The 21,613-nt window shown below is 62.8% G+C and carries 19 protein-coding genes and 1 tRNA gene; 9 read left to right on the top strand and 11 right to left on the bottom strand.

What is annotated here, in order from left to right; translation table 11 throughout:
- Window positions 1-123: 123 nt before the first annotated feature.
- The 7 genes from era to rpoZ all read right to left on the bottom strand — a co-directional run bounded on the left by era (window position 124) and on the right by rpoZ (window position 6,451).
- The gene (gene era / locus PCJ21_RS15435) at window positions 124-1,053 is read right to left on the bottom strand and encodes a GTPase Era (protein ID WP_269932296.1); all 930 of its coding nucleotides are present in this window, start codon (window positions 1,051-1,053) and stop codon (window positions 124-126) included.
- The gene (gene rnc, locus PCJ21_RS15430; protein WP_269932295.1) at window positions 1,050-1,772 is read right to left on the bottom strand and encodes a ribonuclease III; all 723 of its coding nucleotides are present in this window, start codon (window positions 1,770-1,772) and stop codon (window positions 1,050-1,052) included. Before rnc ends, era begins: the two co-directional genes overlap by 4 nt.
- 3 nt (window positions 1,773-1,775) lie before the next feature.
- Entirely contained in the window at window positions 1,776-2,522 is a 747-nt protein-coding gene (gene lepB / locus PCJ21_RS15425) for a signal peptidase I (protein WP_269932294.1), read from the bottom strand.
- A gap of 76 nt (window positions 2,523-2,598) precedes the next feature.
- On the bottom strand, window positions 2,599-3,015 hold the full coding sequence (gene acpS, locus PCJ21_RS15420; RefSeq protein ID WP_269932293.1) for a holo-ACP synthase: 417 nt from the start codon (window positions 3,013-3,015) through the stop codon (window positions 2,599-2,601).
- 7 nt (window positions 3,016-3,022) lie between these two features.
- On the bottom strand, window positions 3,023-3,601 hold the full coding sequence (gene pyrE / locus PCJ21_RS15415) for an orotate phosphoribosyltransferase (RefSeq protein ID WP_269932292.1): 579 nt from the start codon (window positions 3,599-3,601) through the stop codon (window positions 3,023-3,025).
- 37 nt (window positions 3,602-3,638) lie between these two features.
- The gene (locus PCJ21_RS15410) at window positions 3,639-5,873 is read right to left on the bottom strand and encodes a RelA/SpoT family protein (protein ID WP_269932291.1); all 2,235 of its coding nucleotides are present in this window, start codon (window positions 5,871-5,873) and stop codon (window positions 3,639-3,641) included.
- Window positions 5,874-6,055: 182 nt separating this feature from the next.
- The gene (gene rpoZ, locus PCJ21_RS15405) at window positions 6,056-6,451 is read right to left on the bottom strand and encodes a DNA-directed RNA polymerase subunit omega (protein ID WP_192317842.1); all 396 of its coding nucleotides are present in this window, start codon (window positions 6,449-6,451) and stop codon (window positions 6,056-6,058) included.
- Window positions 6,452-6,728: 277 nt separating this feature from the next.
- Between rpoZ and PCJ21_RS15400 the strand changes: the two genes are divergently transcribed.
- A complete protein-coding gene (locus PCJ21_RS15400) occupies window positions 6,729-7,310 on the top strand; it encodes a LabA-like NYN domain-containing protein (RefSeq protein ID WP_269932290.1) in 582 nt (193 codons plus the stop codon).
- Window positions 7,311-7,313: 3 nt separating this feature from the next.
- The gene (locus tag PCJ21_RS15395; RefSeq protein WP_269932289.1) at window positions 7,314-7,979 is read left to right on the top strand and encodes a uracil-DNA glycosylase; all 666 of its coding nucleotides are present in this window, start codon (window positions 7,314-7,316) and stop codon (window positions 7,977-7,979) included.
- 53 nt (window positions 7,980-8,032) lie between these two features.
- Here the strand turns inward: PCJ21_RS15395 and smpB are convergent, their stop codons facing one another.
- A complete protein-coding gene (smpB, locus tag PCJ21_RS15390) occupies window positions 8,033-8,512 on the bottom strand; it encodes an SsrA-binding protein SmpB (protein WP_269932288.1) in 480 nt (159 codons plus the stop codon).
- A gap of 227 nt (window positions 8,513-8,739) precedes the next feature.
- The gene (gene dapA, locus PCJ21_RS15385) at window positions 8,740-9,621 is read right to left on the bottom strand and encodes a 4-hydroxy-tetrahydrodipicolinate synthase (protein ID WP_269932287.1); all 882 of its coding nucleotides are present in this window, start codon (window positions 9,619-9,621) and stop codon (window positions 8,740-8,742) included.
- A 231-nt stretch (window positions 9,622-9,852) separates the two neighbouring features.
- Here dapA and PCJ21_RS15380 point away from each other — a divergent pair, with 231 nt between their 5' ends.
- Together PCJ21_RS15380 and PCJ21_RS15375 are read left to right on the top strand one after the other, a co-directional pair.
- Window positions 9,853-11,889 (top strand): lytic transglycosylase domain-containing protein, encoded by a 2,037-nt coding sequence (locus tag PCJ21_RS15380; RefSeq protein WP_269932286.1) that lies wholly within the window; start codon window positions 9,853-9,855, stop codon window positions 11,887-11,889.
- A 69-nt stretch (window positions 11,890-11,958) separates the two neighbouring features.
- Window positions 11,959-12,852, top strand: coding sequence for an alpha/beta fold hydrolase (locus PCJ21_RS15375; protein ID WP_269932285.1), 894 nt, complete (start codon window positions 11,959-11,961; stop codon window positions 12,850-12,852).
- A gap of 168 nt (window positions 12,853-13,020) precedes the next feature.
- Here the strand turns inward: PCJ21_RS15375 and PCJ21_RS15370 are convergent, their stop codons facing one another.
- Together PCJ21_RS15370 and PCJ21_RS15365 are read right to left on the bottom strand one after the other, a co-directional pair.
- Entirely contained in the window at window positions 13,021-14,031 is a 1,011-nt protein-coding gene (locus PCJ21_RS15370) for a porin (RefSeq protein WP_269932284.1), read from the bottom strand.
- Between the two features lie 138 nt (window positions 14,032-14,169).
- Window positions 14,170-14,260 (bottom strand) — tRNA-Ser (locus PCJ21_RS15365).
- 450 nt (window positions 14,261-14,710) lie between these two features.
- Here PCJ21_RS15365 and PCJ21_RS15360 point away from each other — a divergent pair.
- The 5 genes from PCJ21_RS15360 to PCJ21_RS15340 all read left to right on the top strand — a co-directional run bounded on the left by PCJ21_RS15360 (window position 14,711) and on the right by PCJ21_RS15340 (window position 21,611).
- A complete protein-coding gene (locus tag PCJ21_RS15360) occupies window positions 14,711-15,787 on the top strand; it encodes a porin (RefSeq protein WP_269932283.1) in 1,077 nt (358 codons plus the stop codon).
- 258 nt (window positions 15,788-16,045) lie between these two features.
- On the top strand, window positions 16,046-16,978 hold the full coding sequence (locus PCJ21_RS15355; RefSeq protein ID WP_269932282.1) for a tyrosine-type recombinase/integrase: 933 nt from the start codon (window positions 16,046-16,048) through the stop codon (window positions 16,976-16,978).
- Between the two features lie 278 nt (window positions 16,979-17,256).
- Window positions 17,257-18,369: a pyridoxal phosphate-dependent aminotransferase gene (locus PCJ21_RS15350; protein ID WP_269932281.1), complete on the top strand. Its 1,113-nt coding sequence runs from the start codon at window positions 17,257-17,259 to the stop codon at window positions 18,367-18,369.
- A 193-nt stretch (window positions 18,370-18,562) separates the two neighbouring features.
- The gene (locus tag PCJ21_RS15345; RefSeq protein WP_269932280.1) at window positions 18,563-19,783 is read left to right on the top strand and encodes a CAP domain-containing protein; all 1,221 of its coding nucleotides are present in this window, start codon (window positions 18,563-18,565) and stop codon (window positions 19,781-19,783) included.
- A gap of 133 nt (window positions 19,784-19,916) precedes the next feature.
- On the top strand, window positions 19,917-21,611 hold the full coding sequence (locus tag PCJ21_RS15340) for a type I secretion system permease/ATPase (RefSeq protein WP_269932279.1): 1,695 nt from the start codon (window positions 19,917-19,919) through the stop codon (window positions 21,609-21,611).
- The last annotated feature ends 2 nt before the right edge of the window (window positions 21,612-21,613 follow it).

Here is a 21,613-nt window from a genome sequence, read left to right as displayed (position 1 = left end):
GCGAAATCCGCTCCCACTGCTCATCCCGAAGGATCAGACGGTCCAATGCTCCCATGACTGCCTCCAAAAGACAGTCTTGAATCTGATTTGCTCAGCCTTGGGAATCCCAAGAGTCCACACGACCTAGTGCGGGAAATCGAGGCCCATCTCGCGGTAACGCTCGGGGTCATTGCCCCAGTTCTCGCGCACCTTCACGAACAAAAACAGGTGCACCTTTTGTTCGAGGATGCCGGCGATCTCCATGCGCGAGGCCTGGCCGATGGCGCGGATGGTCTCGCCCTTGTGGCCGAGCACGATCTTTTTCTGGCTGTCGCGCTCGACATAGATGACCTGCTCGATGCGCACCGAGCCATCGGGCTTTTCTTCCCATTTCTCGGTTTCGACGTGGGACGAATAGGGCAGTTCCTGATGCAGGCGCAGATAAAGCTTCTCGCGCGTGATTTCGGCGGCGAGCTGGCGCATCGGCAAATCGGAGATCTGGTCTTCGGGGTAGTACCACGGCCCCAGCGGCAGGCGCTTTGCCAGGAAATCGAGCAGATCCTTGCAGCCCGAACCGGTCAGCGCAGAGACCATGAAGGTGCGCTCGAAATCGACCAGTTCGTTGGCGGCGGAGGTCAACGCCAGAAGCGCTTCCGGCTTGACCCGGTCGACCTTGTTGAGGATCAGCATCTTGGGCTGGCGCACGTCCTTGAGGCGTTCGAGGATGGCCGCGGCGTCGCCGCGAATGCCGCGCTCGGCGTCGATCAGCACCAGGATGATGTCGGCGTCCTTGGCCCCGCCCCAAGCGGTGGTGACCATCGCCGTGTCCAGCCGGCGCTTCGGCTTGAAGATGCCGGGGGTGTCGACAAACACGATCTGGGCATTGTCGTGGGTGGCGATGCCGCGCACGATGGCGCGCGTCGTCTGCACCTTGTGGGTGACGATCGACACCTTGGCGCCGACCAGTTGGTTGACCAAGGTCGACTTGCCGGCATTCGGCGCGCCGAGCAGGGCGACGAAGCCCGACCGGGTGGCTGCCGTTTCAGGCGTTGCGGTTTCAGGGGCATCGGTCACGATGCGGTCTCCTCATTCTTCCATACGCCCTCACGCACCAGAAGGGTGGCGGCGGCATTCTGCTCGGCTTCACGCTTCGAGCGGCCTGTGCCGGTGGCGGGCAAAAACTCTCCGACCCGCACGCTTACCGAAAAGACGGGGTCGTGGTCGGGGCCGGTGCGGCTGTCGATCTGGTAGGCAGGCACGGCGGACGACGCCTGGTGCGCCCATTCCTGCAACTCGGTCTTGGGGTCGCGGCGGGCAGCACCTGCCGCCTGGGCGCGCGGCTTCCAGTATTTGTGGATGAAGCGCTTGGCCGCATCCAGTCCGCCATCGAGATAGATGACGGCGATAAGCGATTCCAGCGCATCCGCTCGCAGGTTGACGCGCTTGCGTTCGGCGAGGTTGCGCACCTCGGAGCCGGCGCGGATCAGTTCGGCAAGCCCGATCTCGTCGGCGATCTGGGCCAGCGCCTCGGCGTTGACGAGCGCGTTGAGCCTGACCGACAGCTCGCCTTCGGGCGCCTCGGGAAAGCTGCTGAGCAGCATGTCGGCCACGGCCAGTCCGAGCACGCGGTCGCCGAGGAACTCGAAGCGTTCGTAATCGACGCCGGCATTGGCGCTGCGCGCGCTGCCATGCGTCAGCGCGCGCTGAAGGCGCTTGTGGTCGCGAAAGACATGGCCGGTGCGAAGCTGCAGCGCATCGGCGAGTTCCGTGGCGGTGAGCCGCTTTACTGGCATACCTTAGCGCACGAAATTGAACAGGCGCGAGGCGCGCATGTCGGACGGCCACTTCCAGATCTCCAGCGGGCTGGCGCCATTGGCAATCGAGAAGAAGATGATGTTGGCGCGGCCGACGAGGTTTTCGGCCGGCACGAAGCCGACGTTGAAACGGCTGTCGGTCGAGTTGTCGCGGTTATCGCCCATCATGAAGAAATGGCCTTCGGGAACGACGAACTCACGCGTGTCGTCGCCGATGCCGTTCGGTGTCAGGTCGAGCGTGTCATAGGACACACCGTTCGGCAGCGTCTCGCGATAGACGTCGACCGGGCCGCTGACTTCGGTGATATCGGGATTGTCGATCTGGCCGACCTTTTCGCGCGGGACAGCGGTGCCGTTGATATAGAGCACGCCTTCTTTCATCTGGATGCGGTCGCCTGGCAGGCCGACAACGCGCTTGATGTAGTCGAGCGAGGGGTTCGGCGGGAACTTGAAGACGACGACATCGCCGCGCTCCGGATCGGAGCCGAAGATACGGCCGGAGAACAGATTTGGCGACAAGGGCAGCGAATAGCGCGAATAGCCATAGGCCCACTTGGTGACGAACAGATAGTCGCCTTCAAGCAACGTCGGGCGCATCGAGCCGGAAGGGATCGAGAACGGCTGGAACAGCAGGGTGCGGATCACCAGTGCGAGCAGCAGCGCCTGGACGATGACGCTGACGGTTTCGCCAAGCCCACCAGACTTCTTCTGTTTTTCAGCCACGCTCATGTCGTCCTCGATTTCAGGTCGCGATGGTATAAGGGCTCGCCGCCCTGGGGGCAATGTCTCTGCCGCCGCCAAAACCCTAAGATAGTGGCGGTTCTTCGACGGACAGCGCCTCGATGATCACAAAGGCTTGCGCCAGCGGGAAATCATCGGTGATGGTCAGGTGTATGACGGCGCAGTGCCCCAGGGGCGTGATCTTTGCCAGGCGCATCGCGGCGCCGCCGGTCAGTTCCATGGTCGGCTGCCCGCCCGGCTTGTTGACCACGCCCATCTCGGTCCAGAACACGCCTTCGGCGATGCCGCAGCCGAGCGCCTTGGCACATGCCTCCTTGGCCGCAAAGCGCTTGGCATAGGAGGCGAGACGCCCTCGCCTGCCCTCGGCGCGCTCTTGTTCGGCTGCGGTGAAGATGCGCTTGATGAAACGCTCGCCATGGCGCTCGATCGACTTTTCGATACGTCTGATGTCGATGAGGTCGCTGCCGATGCCGAGGATCATAGGGACCTCAGATGTTCCGGCTGCCCGGCTTGATCGCCGGGATCGCCGCCAGTTCCGGCGGCAGCTGGTCGGCCGGATAGGCCGGCACTTCATATTCGGCAAGCGCGATCAGCGGCACGCCGACGTCGGTCTTTCCCGCAGAACGGTCGATGATGCAGGCAGCGGCAACCACTTCGGCACCAAGTTCGCGGAGGCAGGCGATGGTCTCGCGGATCGACAGGCCAGTGGTGACGATGTCCTCGACGATGACGACGCGGGCGCCCTTTTCCAGTTCGAAACGGCGCAGGCGGAACGTACCCTGCTCGCGCTCGACCCAGATCGCCGGGACCTTGAGGTGCCTGGAGGTTTCATAGGCCGGGATAAGCCCACCGATCGCCGGGCCGACGACGTAGTCGATCTCGCCCTTCACCTCGGCGCGGATCTTTTCGGCCAGCGCCTTGCACAACGTCTCGGTCTTGTCGGCATGCATGAAGACGCGCGCCTTCTGCAGGAAAACCGGGCTGCGCAGGCCTGACGTCAGGATGAAATGGCCTTCCAGCACGGCGCCCGCCGAACGGAAAATGTCGAGAACGTCGCTCGTCTGCATGTCTTTGGTCTTTCCTGTCGTCCAACCAGCCGTCTGCCTAGCCGTTGACGCGGCGGGCGTCGCTGACGGAGGTGTTTTCCTTGAGCTGGGAGATCAGCCGGTTCAAGTGCTTCAGATCCCAGACTTCGAGATCGAGCAGCATTTCTGTGAAATCTGGCGCGGTGCGCACCATCGACAGCGTATGAATGTTGGCGTCGTTGGCGGCCACCACCTGGGCGATGTCGGCGAGCGACCCCGGCGCGTTGATCGCCGTCACCGTCAACCGGGCCGGAAAACGCTCCTTCGAACCCTCGTCGAGGTCCCAGCGCACGTCGATCCAGCGCTCCGGCTGGTCGTCGAACGCGACCAGCGATGGCGACTGGATCGGATAGATGGTGATGCCCGAACCCGGCTGCATGATGCCGACGATACGATCGCCCGGCACGGCACCTTCGGGCGCGAAACGCACCGGCAGGTCGCCACTGACGCCACGGATCGGCACGGCCGGGCCCCAACGCTTGCTTTCCTTGCGCGGCGGGGTCGAGGAACGGCCGGGAATCTGGAACAGCATGCCGGCAGCGTTGCGGATCTTCGACCACCCCTCCTCGCGCGGCTTGGAGGCGGCGGGCGTGGCGCGCTCTTCCTTATAGTCGGGGAAGACAGCGCGGACGACGTCGTTGGACGACAGCTCGCCACGTCCGACCGACGCCAGCACATCCTCGATGTCCTTGCGCGCCAGGCGATGCAGCACGGGCTTCAACCCTTCCTTGGTGAACTTCTTGCCGGCACGTTCGAAGGCGCGCTCGAGGATACGAGTTCCAAGGCCCGAATACTGCTTGCGGATGGCGTTTTTGGTGGCGCGGCGAATGGCCGAGCGCGCCTTGCCGGTGACGACGATCGATTCCCAGGCAGCTGGCGGAACCTGCGCCTTGGAGCGGATGATCTCGACCTCGTCGCCATTCTTGAGCTCGGTCATCAACGGCATGACGCGACCGTTGACCTTGGCGCCGACGCAGGTGTCGCCGACATCCGTGTGAACCGCATAGGCGAAGTCGATCGGGGTGGCGCCACGCGGCAGGGCGATCAGCGTGCCCTTCGGCGTGAAGCAGAAGACCTGGTCCTGGAACAGCTCAAGCTTGGTGTTTTCGAGGAAATCCTCGGGGCTGTCGCCCTCCGACAGTTGCTCGATGGTTCGGCGCAGCCAACCGTAGGCGTTGGTTTCCTTGGAAATCTGATGGCCCGCGCCGTTGGTCTTGGGCAGATTGTCCTTGTAGATCGAATGCGCCGCGACGCCGTATTCGGCGATCTTGTTCATCTCGCGGGTGCGTATCTGCAGCTCAATGCGCTGTCGCGAGGGGCCGACAATGGTGGTGTGGATCGAACGGTAGTCGTTCTGCTTGGGCGTCGAGATGTAGTCCTTGAAGCGCCCCGGCACCATCGACCAGGTGGTGTGGATGGCGCCCAGCGCGCGATAACAGTCCTCGATGCCATCGACGACGACGCGGAAACCGAAGATATCGGACAGCTGCTCGAACGACAGCGCCTTGGTTTCCATCTTGCGGAACACCGACCATGGCTTCTTCTGCCGGCTCGTCACCGTCGCCTTGATCTCGTACTTGTCGAACAACTGCGACAGCGCATCCTCGATGTCGGTCAAGACACCCTTGTTGCGCTCGAACAAATCGGCCAGGCGCTCGGTAACGGTACGATACGCCTCGGGATTGATGTAGCGAAAAGCGAGCTCTTCGAGCTCCTCACGCATGCCTTGCATGCCCATGCGGCCGGCCAGCGGCGCATAGATGTCCATCGTCTCCTCGGCGATGCGCAGGCGCTTGCTTTCGGGCACATGATGCAGCGTGCGCATGTTGTGCAGCCGGTCGGCGAGCTTGACCAGCAGCACGCGTACGTCCTCGGAAATCGCCAGCAGAAGCTTGCGCAAATTCTCCGCCTGCTCGGCCTTCTTGGAAACGAGGTCGAGCTTCTTCAGCTTGGTCAGCCCCTCGACCAGCCTGCCGATGTCGGGGCCGAACAGTTCGTCGATCTCGGCGCGCGTCGCGCTGGTGTCCTCGATGGTGTCGTGCAGCAGGGCAACGGCAATCGTCGCCTCGTCGAGGTGCATGTCGGTGAGGATCGCCGCCACTTCCAGCGGGTGCGAGAAATAGGGATCGCCCGAAGCGCGGCGCTGATGGCCATGCTTCTGCATGGCATAGACATAGGCCTTGTTGAGCAGCGCCTCGTTGACGTCAGGCTTGTAGCGCTGGACGCGCTCGACAAGCTCATACTGACGCATCATGGGCGGCTTCCCGGAACTCGAAATGAATCATGCGTCGCAAGGGCTTGCGACGCATGTCATAGATAGCCACTGATCAGCCGGCGAGGAAGAGCCGAAGCCCCGAGTTTCGCGCCGGGCGAGACCTTTTTGAGCATTTCGCCCTGCCGCATCATGTGAACGGCAGGGGGAAATCACGGCAGATCTTAGTAGTCGTCGCTCTTTTCGGGAGCGACGAGGCTCTCGATGCCAGCGAGAAGGTCTTCTTCCGACATGCGATCGAAGTTGATGTTCTCTTCCGGCTCGTCCGCGTCGATGGCGGAAGCGGTGGTCTGGTCCGCCGCCTCGGGAGCCTCGGGCTCCGGCTCGTCGACTTCGACGTGCTTCTGCAGCGAGTGGATCAGATCTTCCTTGAGATCGTCGGGCGAAAGCATTTCGTCGGCGATCTCGCGCAGCGCCACGACCGGGTTCTTGTCGTTGTCGCGCGGCAGTGTGATCTGCGCGCCCTGCGAGATCTGGCGGGCGCGGTGGCCGGCGAGGAGCACCAGCTCAAAGCGGTTGTCGACCTTGTCAATGCAGTCTTCAACGGTTACGCGGGCCATGAAGTGCCCCTTTCATGCATGGATTTGACGGAAAGCTGACGCGTGCCTTAGCCTGAAAGGCCGTGGAATTCAAGCGTGAAGCCTGCTTTGCCGGTGAAGCGTCGGAATCCGGACAGCCGTCCACAAACGATTATTTTACTGCTCCGCCCCTGTCCCCCCTTGGAATGACTCAACGCGAGCGATATTTGCCGCTGTGGGGTAAGTCATTGATCTGGGGGGAACGGGCGCTCGGTTCAGCGTATTTGGCGTCAGCCTATTTCAACAAGGAAATTTTCCTATGTTTGATCCTCGCGAGAAAATCGCACTTTTTATCGACGGAGCTAATCTCTACGCTACCTCCCGCTCCCTCGGCTTCGACATCGACTACCGCAAACTGCTTTCCAGCTTCCAGAAGCGCGGCTATCTGCTGCGCGCCTATTATTACACTGCACTGGTCGAGGACCAGGAGTATTCCTCGATCCGTCCGCTGATCGACTGGCTCGACTACAACGGCTTCAAGGTCGTCACCAAGCCGGCCAAGGAGTTCACCGACGCCACCGGACGGCGCAAGATCAAGGGCAACATGGACATCGAACTTACCGTCGATGCCCTGGAACTCGCTGACGTCGTCGACCACTATGTCATCTTCTCCGGAGACGGCGATTTCCGCACGCTGGTCGAAGCGCTGCAGCGGCGCGGCCGCAAGGTTTCGGTGATCTCGACCATGGCCTCGCAGCCGCCGATGATCTCCGACGACCTGCGCCGCCAGGCCGACCACTTCGTCGACCTGATGACGCTCAAGGCCGAGATTGGCCGCGAGCCTTCCGAGCGGCCGGCCCGCAAGCCCGACCCGGTGGATCCGACCACGGACGATATCTAGCAAATGCTCTCTTCGCCGCCTGCCCTACCCGTCGATCCCGACAGGGATTGTCCGCTTTGCCCGCGCCTGCATGATTTCATTGCCGGCTGGCGGCTGCGCGAACCGGGCTGGCACAACGCACCTGTCCGCTCCTTCCTGCCCCCGGAAGGAGAAGACAGCGTGGAGTTCCTGATCGTCGGGCTCGCCCCCGGCGTGCGCGGCGCCAACCGCACCGGACGCCCCTTCACCGGCGACTACGCCGGCGAATTGCTCTACTCGACGCTCAAGCGCTTCGGCATGGCGCGCGGCGAATTCGAGGCGCGTCCGGATGACAGCCTCGAGCTGATCGGCACGGCGATTACCAATGCCGTGCGTTGCGTGCCGCCGGACAACAAGCCGGTGGGCGCAGAAATCAATACCTGCCGCACCTTCCTGGTGCCGACCATCGCACGCTTTGCCAATCTGAAGGCCATCTTGACGCTCGGTTCGATCGGCCACCAGTCGACCGTGCGGGCGCTCGGCGCGCGCGTCGCCGCGGTGCCGTTCAAGCATGGCGGGCGGTGCGACGTCGGCAATATCGCGGTGTTTTCGAGCTATCACTGCTCGCGCTACAACACCAATACCGGCGTCTTGACGGAAGAGATGTTCGTCAATGTTTTCCGTGACGTAGCGGAATACCTGCGGCGATAGCCGGGCCCGGCCAGGCGTCGGTCCATCGCAGTGGACCGACGCGACCGAAGACCTCAGCCCCGCTCCTTGAGCAGGCGCCCCTTCTCGCGGTTCCAGTCGCGCTGCTTTTCGCTCTCGCGCTTGTCGTGCAGCTTCTTGCCGCGGGCGATGGCGAGCAGCATCTTGGCCATGCCGCGGTCGTTGAAGTAGATCTTCAGCGGCACCAAGGTCATGCCCTCGCGCTCGATGTTCTGGGCGAGCTTGGCCATCTCGCGCTTGTTGACCAGAAGTTTGCGTCTGCGGCGCGTCTCGTGATTGAAGCGGTTGGCCTGGAGATACTCGGGCACGTAGGAATTGATCAGCCAGAGTTCGCCACCCTCGAAAGAGGCGTAGGATTCCTGGATATTGGCCTGGCCGAGGCGCAGCGACTTGATCTCGGTGCCGGTCAAGACCATGCCGGCCTCGAGCGTGTCGAGCACCTCGTAGTTGAAGCGCGCCTTGCGGTTTTCCGCGGCGATCTTGTTGTTGGGGTCGGACTTCTTGCCCTGGCTCATGGCATCGCTATCTGTTTGGTATGTCCTTAGAGGCTCCCCAAGCAGAACCGGGGGCGCATCTCAGGGTGAGAGTTTGCCGCGAACACTCCAAGCCTTGCGCCTGGGCGCAAAAGCTCGGTGCGGAGCGGGGTGACTGCCTCATCCTGGAGCGTCAAGCCTCCAAGGGACATACGATCCAAAGAGCCCTTACATGGCCGCGGAGACGGACTTCCGCAACCCCGGACGGCTCAGTCGATGAGGCCGGCGTGCTTCATCGCCGCGTCGATCCTGGCGGCCGTCTCGGCCTCGACCGTGACGAGCGGCGAACGCAGCACGTTGTGGATGCGGCCGAGCCGCGACAGCGCGTATTTCGCCCCCGAAGCACCCGGCTCGATGAAGATCGCCTTGTGCAGCGGCATCAGGCGATCCTGCAGCTCGAGCGCCTTGTCCTTGTCGCCCGACAGGCTGGCGTGCTGGAACTCGGCGCACAGGCGCGGCGCAACGTTCGAGGTCACCGAAATGGCGCCGACGCCGCCATGGGCGTTGAAACCGAGCGCGGAAGCATCCTCGCCCGAGAGCTGGATGAAGTCCTTGCCGCAGGTGATGCGCTGCTCGGAAACGCGTTCGACCTTGCCGGTGGCATCCTTGACGCCGCGGATGTTCTTGAAGTCATGCGCCAGCCGGCCCATCGTCTCCGGCGTCATGTCGATAATCGAACGCGGCGGAATGTTGTAGATGATGACCGGCAGCGTCGTTGCCTGGGCAACAGCCGCGAAATGCGCATAAAGGCCACGCTGGGTCGGCTTGTTGTAATAAGGCGTGACGACCAGCACGGCATCGGCGCCGACGTCTTCGGCAAACTTGACCAGGCCCACGGCCTCTTCGGTGTTGTTCGAGCCAGCACCGGCAATGACCGGGACACGGCCGCGCGCCACGTCGACGCAAATGCCGACCACCTGGCGGTGCTCGTCATGGCTCAGCGTCGGCGATTCGCCGGTGGTGCCGACCGGAACAAGGCCCTGCGTACCTTCGGATATCTGCCATTCGACGAATTCGCGAAAGGCTTTCTCGTCGAGACGGCCATTCTTGTCGAATGGTGTCACGAGCGCGGTGAATGAGCCTCTCAGCATGTCGTCCAACTCCAGGGAACCCTACGGTTTCGCGGTCTTTTTGATGTCGCCGGCTTTCTAGCCGAAAGCAGGGCCGCGCACCATAGTCTTGACACCAATTTGCAGCAAGTGCGGGAGGGACTTATATGGCTTCGAATCGAACGAGCGCGATAACCTTTCGTTAGGCTTCTCTTCACCACATGACCCCAGGCTCGAAAGACCGCCGCTGACCATAAAGCGCAAGGATAGGGAATGACCAGGATCATTCCGGCTGCCAGGCCGCATCATATTGCGCTGTTGGGCGCATTCATCGCCCTGGCGCCCGCCTCTGCCAGCGGTCTCGACCCGCAGGCAACATCCGCCATTCCCTTTGCCTCGATCGGCAAGGGTGACGCATTTCGCGCGGCGTTCGGCGCCATCGACCAGCTGAAAAGCGGGCTCGACGCGCTGTCGAGCGGCGATCTCGACCAGGCACGCGCCGTGCGCGACGCCCTGCCCGCGACTTCGCTCGACCGCCACATCCTGATGTGGGCCATAGCCATCAATGGCGGCGTCAAGGTGCCGAGCGCCGACATCGCCGCGGCAGCCCAGGCGCTGCCGTCCTGGCCAGGCCTGGTAACGCTGCGGCGCAACAGCGAACGCGCCATGGCGCGGGAAAACCCGGAGCCCCGAATCGTCGTTTCGGCCTTCTCGGGAAGCAAGCCGCAGACGATCGAAGGCGCGGTGCTGCTGGCGCGCGCGCAGTTGGAACTCGGCGACGCCGAAGCGGCCCGGGCGACGCTCGGCACGTTCTGGCGCAACGACAAGCTCGACCCGCAGCAGGAGGCGGCGATCATCGCCGAATTCGGCACGCTGCTGCCGGCAGCCGACCACCGCTTCCGCATGGAAAAGATGCTGTATGCCGACCGGGTCAACTCGGCCCAGCGCGTGGCTGCCCTTGCCGGCGCCAAGCCGCTTGCCGATGCCTGGGCTGCCGTCATCAAGGGCGACAAGAACGCGGCACGCCTGCTCGAAGCGGTGCCGGCCAACCAGCGTTCGGCCGGCTATTTCTTCGCCCAGAGCCGGCTTCTGCGCAGGCAAGACAAGAACACCGCGGCGGCGGCCGTGATGCTGAAGGCGCCGAAAGACCGCGCCGCGCTTGTCGATCCCGACGCCTGGTGGACCGAACGCCGCGTCCTGTCGCGCGAACTGGTGGATCAGGGCGACATGCAGACGGCCTATCGCATCGTCGCCGCCCACGCGGCCGAAAGCCCGGCCAATGCGGCCGACGCGGAGTTCCACGCAGGCTGGTACGCGCTGCGCGGCCTCAACGATCCGAAGACAGCATCCGGCCATTTTGCCCGCATCGCCGAGATCGCCGGCAGCCCTATCTCATTGTCGCGCGCCTATTACTGGCTCGGCCGCGCCGCCGAAGCCGGCGGACCCGGCAGCTCAAAAGACTATTACGCCCGGGCGGCAAGCTACGGCACGACCTTCTACGGCCAATTGGCAGCCGAACGGATCGGCCGCAAGGCGCTTGATGTCGCCTACCCCACTCCAAGTGCGCTCGACCGCCAGGCTTTTGGCCAACGCGAGGCGGTGAGCGCGATCACGCGCCTCGAAGGGGCCGGATATGCGCGCTACGCCGAATTGCTCTATCGCGACCTTGCCGGCCAACTGGACAGCACCGGCGAACTGGCGTTGCTCGCCGTGATGGCTGAAAAACAGGGCAATCACTATCTGGCCCTGCGTGTCGGCAAGATCGCCGCCCAGCGCGGCCTCGACGTCGGCGCGCTGTCGCATCCGATCGGCGTCATTCCGGCTACAGCCAATATCTCGGGCTCGGGCAAGGCGCTCGCCTACGCCATCGCGCGGCAGGAAAGCGAATTCAACGTGTCCGCCGTTTCCGGCGCGGGGGCGCGCGGCCTGCTGCAGCTGATGCCGGGAACCGCCAGGGATTTGGCGAAGAAAGCCGGAATGCCCTACTCCAAGGACCGGCTGACCACCGACCCCGCCTACAACGCGACACTGGGCGCGACTTTCCTCGGCGAACAGCTTGGCCGCTTCAACGGCTCCTATGTCCTGACCTTTGCCGGCTACAATGCCGGCCCCCGGCGCGCGGCTCAATGGATCGAGCGTTACGGCGATCCGCGCGGCAAGGACATCGACACCGTCGTCGACTGGATCGAGCGCATCCCGTTTGCCGAGACGCGCAGCTACGTGCAGCGGGTGATGGAGAACTACCAAGTCTACAAGATGCGGCTGTCGGGCAGCTACGACATCAATGGCGACCTGGTGAATGGACGCTGACCTCTTCGTTTGACCCCGCGCGACCGCCCCGGTAGCTATGACCGCGCATGCGGACGCGGGGAGTAGACGATGGGTGGGGACGACGGCTTTTCGGACTTCTTCTATATGTCACAGGACGGGCTCACGCTTCACGCCCGGATCTACGGCCAAGGCGCGGCCAATTCTGTTCCGGTCGTGTGCCTGCCAGGGCTCAGCCGCAACGCCCGCGATTTTCACGAGCTTGCACTTCATCTCGCTTACAGCGCTGCGGACCCGCGCAGAATCATCTGCTTCGACTATCGCGGCCGCGGGCGATCGGCTTCCGATTCCAACTGGCATAACTATAATGTCGGTGTCGAAGCAAACGACATCGTCACGGGCCTTGGGGCGCTGGGCATCTCCGAGGCAGCCTTCATCGGCACATCGCGGGGTGGCCTGATCATCCACGTGCTCGCAGCGATGCGCCCTGCCCTGATCAAGGCCGTGGTGCTGAACGACATAGGTCCCGTCATCGAGGTTGCCGGTCTGGAGCAGATTCGGTCATATCTGGCGAATGCGCAGCGGCCGAAGGATTTCGACGAGGCGGTGGCGATGCAGAGATCAGTTCACGGCGACGCATTTCCGGCGCTGCAGCCGGCCGACTGGTCGCGTTTTGTCCGCGCGATCTACCGCAGCGAAAACGGCGTCCCGGTCGCCGACCATGATCCGGCGCTGATCAACACCGTGCTGGCGATGGATCTGACGCAGCCGCTGCCCGACTTGTGGCCGCAGTTCGATCTCCTCGCTGCGGTTCCGATGCTCGCGATCCGCGGCGCGAACTCACGACTGCTGTCAGAAGAAACGCTTGGGAGGATGGCCGAACGCCATCCGGCGCTCGAGGCAATCACGGTCGCCGGCCAAGGGCATGCACCATTTCTGGAAACCGGCGAATTGCCTGAAAAGATTGCGCGATTTCTGGAGCAGGCCGGCGCCCTTCCCGCCTGAAACGAGGTCGACGCCCAACCTTCCGCGCCAATTCTGCGATTGTCGCCGACTGCGCTTGCAGCGCCCAGCTTTTGCCGAGGCGTCCGGCAACATCCAGGGCATCATCGTGGCAACGAAAAAACCCGGCGGTTGCCCGCCGGGTTTTTCCTAAATCAGCTGGTGAGCCGATTAGAACGAAGCGTCGAGACGCAGGAAGCCCGAGAACACGCCGTCGGCGTAGTTTTCGCCGTCGTCGTAGTTGAGCGCCAGCTTGGCGTTCAGGTTCTCGACGATCTCGTAGTCAGCCACTGCACCGATGGTCCAGTCGTTGCCGCCCAGGACAAGGTCGTCGCCGAAATACTGGCCGCCTGCCGTCAGCGTCAGCTTGTCGGTAGCCTTGTATTCGACCGAGGCGCCGAGCGACCATTCGTAGCCGATCGAGTAGAAGCTCAGGCCGGAATTGTAGCTTGCGATAGCCTGCAGGCTGACAGCGTCCGATGCCTTGAACGTGGCGATTGCCTTGAGAGCGTACTCTTCAGCAGTCGCATCGTAAGCTGCGAACAGGTCAACACCACCCCAGCCCTGAGCGACCGAGATCTTGCCGGCGACGTTCGGGGTGTAGTCGTAGTTGTAGTCGGCTTCTTCGAGCGATGCGCTGATCGCAATGCCGTTGCCAGCGTCGAAGGTGTAACGGATCTGATTGATGAAATCGCCACCGCCTTCGTCGAACTCGCCGTAGATGCCACCGTCGAACAGGGTGTCGTTACGACCGACCATCAGGCCGCCGAGTTCGAAGTAGGCATAACGGATCCAGGACGAAGTCGAGTCCGCGAGGAAATACTCGTCCAGCTCAGGGTTGTAGTATTCCTTCAAGCCCTGGTTCTGGAAGTGCAGTTCGATATAGCGACGGAACGTGCCGTATTCGGTTTCCGAACGCGCGTCGAGCTTCAGACGAGCGGCTGCGGTCTTCTTCCAGCCGTCATCATCATCGCGCCAGTCGATCTGGTAACGAACCAGGCCGCCAACCTTCAAGCAGGTCTCGGTGCCGGGAATGTAGTAGAAGCCTGCGCCGTAAACGTCGCAGATACGGACGTATTCCATGGGCTCCGGCTCAGCGACGACGACAGCGTCGGCCGCACGAGCGCCGGAGACTGCGAGCAGAGCCGCAGCGGAGCCGAGAAGAAGGCTCTTAATGTTCATTTTCTGACCTCCAGTCAGAATCGCGACTGAAAATCGAAATGTGCAGCCAAAAGCAGCGGGGCGGCGCCACCAAGGGCGGCCCAAGCGATTGAAATCGTTATAAATCTATGGGGTTCTGGGAAGATGGTAGCCTGAGGCTGGCGGAGAGGATGGGATTCGAACCCACGAGAAGCTTTTGACCTCTACTCCCTTAGCAGGGGAGCGCCTTCGACCACTCGGCCACCTCTCCGTTGCGCCGCTGGATAAAGAAAAGGCGCGGCACAATCAATAAGCCTTTGCGTGTATCCCTATAAAAAGAACGCTTTCGCATTTCGACGGGTCGAATCGTCGGCGATGACGACGCATGAACCGTCGTCCTTTCACGGCGATTCTATATCCGTGCGGCAGCTGCGCACTGCGATTGCGCCTGGAAAGGCCGCGCTGGGCGGTCGATTTCTTAATGACTTCTTTATGGGGGGTATCAAATCGTGTCATTTGTGCAACATCGATACCCGATCGCGCTCGGCGGGGCGGTCCCGCAGCATGTTGGTTGTTGAACCGCGCCGGCTCATCGGTAATGTCGGGGTCGAAGAGGGAGCGCGGTGCGCATCTTTTTCAAACGGGGATGGGGCAGGGAACGCTGTCCTTCAGCAAAAAATACCCAGACCCTCTTTTGAAACTTTTGACTGGAGGTCAGAAAATGAACATTAAGAGCCTTCTTCTCGGCTCCGCTGCGGCTCTGCTCGCAGTCTCCGGCGCTCGTGCGGCCGACGCTGTCGTCGTCGCTGAGCCGGAGCCCATGGAATACGTCCGCATCTGCGACGTTTACGGCGCAGGCTTCTACTACATCCCCGGCACCGAGACCTGCCTCAAGATCGGCGGCCTGGTTCGTTACGAAATCGGTTGGAACGACAACGACAACGGCTGGAACAAGACCGCCCTTGCTCGTCTGAAGTTCGACGCCCGTTCGGAAACCGAATACGGCACGTTCCGTCGCTATATCGAGTTCCAGGCTAGCGTTGGTGATAACGGCGGCTGGGTTGGCGATCAGGACAATGCTATCTGGACCGGCCTGAACGGCGAAGATGGCACCGCTCTGCGTCACGCCTACTTCGAACTCGGCGGCCTGCTCGTCGGTCACACCGACACGCTGTTCGACGGCGACCTGTCGGGCGAGTTCGACTCCGGCGGCGGCGACCGCATCAACCAGATCCGCTACACCTTCGACGCCGGCAACGGCATCTCGGTGTCGGCTTCGCTGGAAGAAGAGTCGAACAACTTCGACTACATCCCGCTGGTCGTCGGCAAGGTGTCGATCGCCCAGGGTTGGGGTTCGGTCGACCTGTTCGCAGCTTATGACGACGCCTACTCGGAAGTGGCTCTCAAGGCCATCGCCAAGATCAAGGCTACCGACGCCATCACCCTCGAGCTGCTTGCTGGCTACGAGTCGGGCCCGACCTACTGGAGCTACAACTCGCAGTACGACGGCTACGAGTGGTCGGTCGGCGGCTACCTGAAGTACCAGGCTAACGAGAAGCTTTCGGTCGGCTTCGGTGGTCAGTACTTTGCAGATCGTCACGTTGGCGGCATTGCACCGGGCGTCATCACCACCCCGACCTACACCGAACTCGGCTTCAATGATTGGGCAATCGGCGCGGTTGTCGACTACCAGATCGTCGAGAACCTCGATGCCAAGCTCGCAGTCAACTACGAAGACGGCGACAGCTACTCGGACGGCTCGTTCAACGGCTTCCTCCGCCTCGACGCCTCCTTCTAACAGGCTGACGTCGTAAGCATAAGGCAGCCCGGGTTTCGCAAGATGCCCGGGCTGTTTTTTTACCGGCGAATGCCGGGGAATCGCACCAGACAGAGGAGAAAAGAAGGACGCTGCAGGAAAAAGGCACCGCGCTACAGGGACGATATTGCCGTCTGCCCGGCCGCCCGTGAATCGAAATTTTAGACCGTCACCTTGTCGGACACCATGACCGGCGCTAGCTTAAGGCGCTCTCGTCAATAGTGGTCTGCCCGACACCTTATGAAAAAAACCATTTCAAAGGATCAGATTTTGAGCGGCCATCATTCAGCCGCCCTGTTGACGAATTGCAAGGTAACTTACAATTTCAATAATCTTAAAGAAGTAAAGTCATTCAGGGTTCTAGAACTTTTTGCGTCCTATAAGGACATTCTGTGGGATGACGGGAAACACAAATACAACGTCAGCTCCTTCCTCGGTGAGATCGACGAGATTCTTCTAGGCGAACGCTTCAGCGCATTCTCCCAGGAGGCACTCGACGGCCTGATAGGCTCCCTGCGCCAGCGCGGTAACAGCAACGCGACCATCAATCGAAAGATGGCCGCATTGAGCAAATTGTTACGCAAGGCCTACAAGATGGGAGACATACACAGCCTGCCCGAGTTCCGCCGCCAGAAAGAGCGGGCGGGACGAATCCGCTTTCTCGAGCATGAGGAAGAGGACAGGCTTTTTGCGGCCATCAAGGCCAAAAGTGAAGACGCCTACCGTCTTTCGGTGTTTCTGGTCGATACCGGCTGCCGCCTCGGCGAAGCGCTCGGGCTGATCTGGAACGATCTGCAGGAAACCCGCGTCAGCTTCTGGATCACCAAATCCGGGCGCAGCCGCACCATTCCGCTGACAGTCCGCGCCAAGGAAGCGGCAAAGTGGCCCGCCGAGCGCGGACCGCGGCCGAAAGGCCCGTTCGCCACACTGACGCAACCGCAGTTCCGGGCGATCTGGAACGAGGCCAAGGCCGAAGTTGGGCTGGGCACGGACGATCAGGTGGTGCCGCACATCCTGCGCCACACCTGCGCATCGCGCCTTGTCCAGGGCGGCATCGACATCCGTCGCGTGCAAATGTGGCTCGGCCACCAGACGCTGTCGATGACCATGCGCTACGCGCATCTTGCGACCAACGACCTCGACCGCTGCGTGGTGGTGCTTGAGCGGCATTAGCTCAGGAGACATATCCGGCGCGTTCGCGCGCGCGACATGACGGCGTCAATCCGCGCGCCCGAAGGTTGATCTCGCGGGCGGCCGCACCTTCGAGCGACCACATGCTGCGCCGTATGTCGCGTTCACAACGCCATGCGCCGATACGGCACGGAAAAGACGGTTGGCCCTGATGCCTGGCATTGCAGGCCGGAATTCGATTCCGATTTTCCGGCCGATGCGCTATGCCAGCCAACAACGCTTCCTCGGTGGGAGCCTCCGTCGATATCACGAGCCTGGTCATGACAAATCGCCCGCTTCTCACTCCAGTCATTGGCGCCTTGCCCGTTACCGTGCCCTTCGTCGGACCGGAGGCGCAGGAGCGCGATCGCGGCAAGCCGTTTCGGGCCAGGATCGGTGCGAATGAGAGCTCTTTCGGCCCCTCCCCCAAAGTGATTGCGCGCATGCAGCAAGTCGCGGGCGAGATGTGGAAATACTGCGATCCCGACAATCATGACCTGAAGGCCGCATTGGCGCGCCATCTTGGCATCGCTTCGGACAACGTCGTGGTCGGCGAAGGCATCGACGGCCTGCTCAATCTCGTCGTCCGCATGTATGCGACCGAAGCGACACCGGTCGTGACCTCGCTTGGCGCATACCCGACGTTCAATTTCCATGTCGCCAGCGTCGGCGCGCGGCTGGTGACTGTACCGTTCCGAAACGACAAGGAAGACCTGCAAGGATTGCTCGACGCGGCAAAGCGCGAGAACGCGCCGATCGTCTATCTGTCCAACCCCGACAATCCGATGGGCAGTTGGTGGGAGGCGGAAGAGGTGATGCGCTTCGCCGAAGCTTTGCCCGAAACGACCATGCTGGTGCTTGACGAAGCCTACGGCGAGACCGCACCCGCCTCGGCGCTGCCGCCTGTCGACATATCGCGCCCCAACCTCGTGCGCATGCGCACCTTCTCCAAGGCATACGGACTTGCCGGCATCCGCTGCGGCTATGCCTTCGGCGACGCCGAGGTGATCGCCAGCTTCGAGAAGGTGCGCAACCACTACGGCGTCAGCCGCATGGCACAGATCGCCGGCGAAGAGGCGCTCGCCGACCAGGCCTACCTCGCCGAGGTGGTCGCCAGGGTCGACGCCGGGCGCAAGCGGATCGCCAGGATCGCGACCGAAAACGGCCTCAAGCCCCTGCCGTCGGCGACCAACTTCGTCACCATCGACTGCGGCGGCGATGCCGGCTTTGCCCTTGCCGTGATGCGCAACATGCTTGAGCGCGATGTCTTCATTCGCAAGCCGATGGCGCCGGTGCTCGACCGCTGCATCAGGGTAAGCGTCGGTCTCGATCAGGAGATCGACATCTTCGCCGAAGAGCTTCCGAAGGCCATTGCCGCGGCGCGCGGCGGCTGACCGGATTCGAAATCTTCAACCGTCGATAGTTTCCTGGTTCGCGCGGCGTACGGCTGCGCGAACATATATGCGTATATCCTAATTTATTCATTTCAACGCCGCATCATCAACACAGTTCGTGCCTAGGCCGGATGTCGGGCGGACGGGGACATTGGGGGTTCAACAGCAATCAAGAACCAATCGGGGAGACCCTATGCCTCAGCACAGCGCCAACGAGCAGTATTTGCTCGAGCTCATCAACGCGGAGCGCGCCAAGACAGGCGCCCAGCCTCTGGCATTCGACAACGACCTTAGCGAAGCCGCCGAAAATCATGACAGGTGGATGCTCTCGGCGGATGTCTTTTCACACACCGGTTCCGGCGGCACATCGCCGACGACGCGCATGAAGGCGGCCGGCTACACGCTCAGCGGCTCCTGGGCGACCGGCGAGAACATCGCCTGGGCAACCACCCGCGCGCCGACCGGCTATGCCGACGAAGTGAAGCTGCTTCACACCAACCTGATGAATTCCTCGGGTCACCGGGCGAACATCCTCAACCCGAACTTCCGCGAAGTCGGGCTTGGCTTCGAGGTCGGCGACTACAAGGGCCGTTCGAGCGCCTTTGTCACCGAAAACTTCGCCAAGACGGGAACCGACCTGTTCCTGACCGGCGTTGCCTTCGACGACAAGGATGGCGACCGTTTCTACGATCCGGGCGAAGGGCTTGGCGCGGTCACGGTGACTGCCAAGAACGCCGCCGGCCAGACGTTCAAGACCACGACGACCGCCGCCGGTGGCTACGACCTGGCGCTGAAGCCCGGCACCTACACGATCACGTTTTCTGGCGCCAACATCGCGACGTCGACGCAGACGGCGACGATCGGCACCAAGAACATCAAGAAGGACCTGATCGACCCGGTGATGAAATCGGGCACGCTCGCGGCCACGGCCTCCGCCGATGATACAGGCACGGTCGCACCGACGACGCCAACCAAGCCGGTCGACGTTGCCGACAACACCGACACCGGCAGCGCCGGCAACAACAGCACCGGCGGCAACCCCGCAAACAACTGGCTTGCCGACTTCTTCAAGAAGATGGACCATGTCAGCCAGGACCAAGGCACGCGCGGCGCCCGTGATGTGGCTGGCGCCACCGAGACTGCTGCCAAGAAGTCGGTGACGCTCGACGGCGACCACTTCAACTTCAGCTCGAAGGTGGCGGCGCATGTGAACGCCGACCATGTCAACGACATCGTCGATGGCGGGCACGTCCAGCAAGCCGTCGACCAGGTAGTCGCAGCGTTGCAGGCGCACCTGCCCGCGGACGGCCACGTCGTTGCGGATGCCGGGGATGCCGCACAGGCGGCGGTCGCCAAGATCCTGGCGCAGATGGCCGCCCATTCGGGCCATCAAAACGCCGACCTCGTCGCCTGACCCTACTCGCGACTCGAAAAGGCAGGCCTCGTCATGACGAGGCCTGCCGCATCGCAGCCCTGCGGCTGCCACGGGAGAACAAGCCCTGACTTATCCGCTTGCGAACGACAAAAACCGGACGAACGGCTCGGAGTTGCGTGATGCGCTCGGTTCCTTCAGAGGCGCATTCGTCGCCGTTGCCGGCTTCAGCGGCCTGATCAACATCCTGATGCTGTCCGGTTCGTTGTTCATGCTGCAGGTCTATGACCGCGTGCTGCCGAGCCGCAGCGTGCCTACCCTGGTAGCGCTGATCATTCTGGTGGCGGTGCTCTATGCCTTCCAGGGTGTGCTCGAAGCTGTTCGCGCGCGGGTGCTGACCAGAATCGGCGCCGGCATCGACGAAACCATCAGCAACCGGGTCTTCAGCTGCATCGTTCGCCTGCCGTTGCGCACGCGCGACAGGGGCGAAGGGCTGCAGGCGCTGCGCGATCTAGATCAGGTCAGCGGCTTCCTGTCCGGCGCCGGCCCCGCCGCATTGTTCGATCTGCCCTGGGTGCCGCTCTATGTCGGCATCTGTTTCCTTTTCCACCCGTGGATCGGCGTGGCTGCGCTTGCCGGCGCGATGCTGCTTGTCGTGCTGACCGTTGCAACCGACCGCCTTGTGCGTGGCCCGACCAAGGCGATGTCGGGCTTCAGCACCAAGCGCAGCGCCATCGCGCAAGCGGGGGCACGCAATGCCGAGGTGCTTGCGGCCATGGGCATGGCCGACCGCCTGACGCAGCGCTGGAACGAGGCGAACAGCGATTTCCGCCAGGCCCAGGAGCGCGCCAGCGACCTGACAAGCGGCTTCGGCGCGGTGTCGCGTATCCTGCGCATGATGCTGCAATCGATGGTGCTGGCGCTCGGCGCCTATCTTGTCATCTACCAGCAGGCGACGCCTGGCATCATCATTGCCAGCTCGATCCTCACGTCGCGCGCGCTGGCGCCGATCGAACTCGCCATCGCGCATTGGAAAAGCTTCCTCAATGCGCGCCAGAGCTGGCGCCGTCTCGACGATCTGTTCGCCGCGATGCCGGCCGAGCAAGGCGCAATGGAGCTTCCGCCGCCTGCTGCGGAATTGGCCGTAGAGGGTGTCAGCGTCGTTGCGCCCGGCGGCCGGCGCCTGGTGGTGCAGGACGTCGAGCTGTCGCTGCGGGCCGGTTCCGGAATGGGCGTGATCGGGCCGAGCGGCTCGGGCAAATCCTCGCTGGCGCGCGCGCTCGTCGGGGTATGGCCGCTGACGCGCGGCAAGATCAGGCTTGACGGGGCAGCGCTCGAGCAATGGCCGGCGCAATCGCTCGGCCGCCACATCGGCTACCTGCCGCAGGATGTCGAGCTGTTCGCCGGGACCGTGGGCCAGAACATCTCGCGCTTCGAGCATGACGCGCCGGCGGAGACGATCATCGCCGCCGCAAAGGCCGCTGGCGTGCATGACATGATCCTGCGCTTGCCTGAGGGCTACCAGACCGAGATCGGCGAAAGCGGTGCGGCCCTTTCCGCCGGGCAGCGCCAGCGCGTGGCGCTGGCCCGTGCGCTCTACCGCGATCCGTTCCTTGTCGTTCTCGACGAACCCAATTCCAACCTCGACGCAGCGGGCGATCAGGCGCTGACCCTGGCCATCGAGCGCATCAAGGCGCGCGGCGGCATCGTCATCGTGGTGGCGCACCGGCCGAGCGCGCTCGCCGCCCTCGACCATTTGCTGGTCCTCGGCGGCGGCAGGCAGCAGGCGTTCGGCCTGAAGAGCGAGATCGCCCGGCAGGCGCTGCAACCTGTGCCAGTGCCGCTGCACGCGGTCGGAACGGCGGGCTGACG

Origin of the sequence: Aminobacter sp. HY435, assembly GCF_027568395.1 — a bacterium.
GTDB lineage: Bacteria > Pseudomonadota > Alphaproteobacteria > Rhizobiales > Rhizobiaceae > Aminobacter.
The sequence above is the reverse complement of the archived record's forward strand: the minus strand, read 5'-3'. Positions and strand labels throughout refer to the sequence as shown.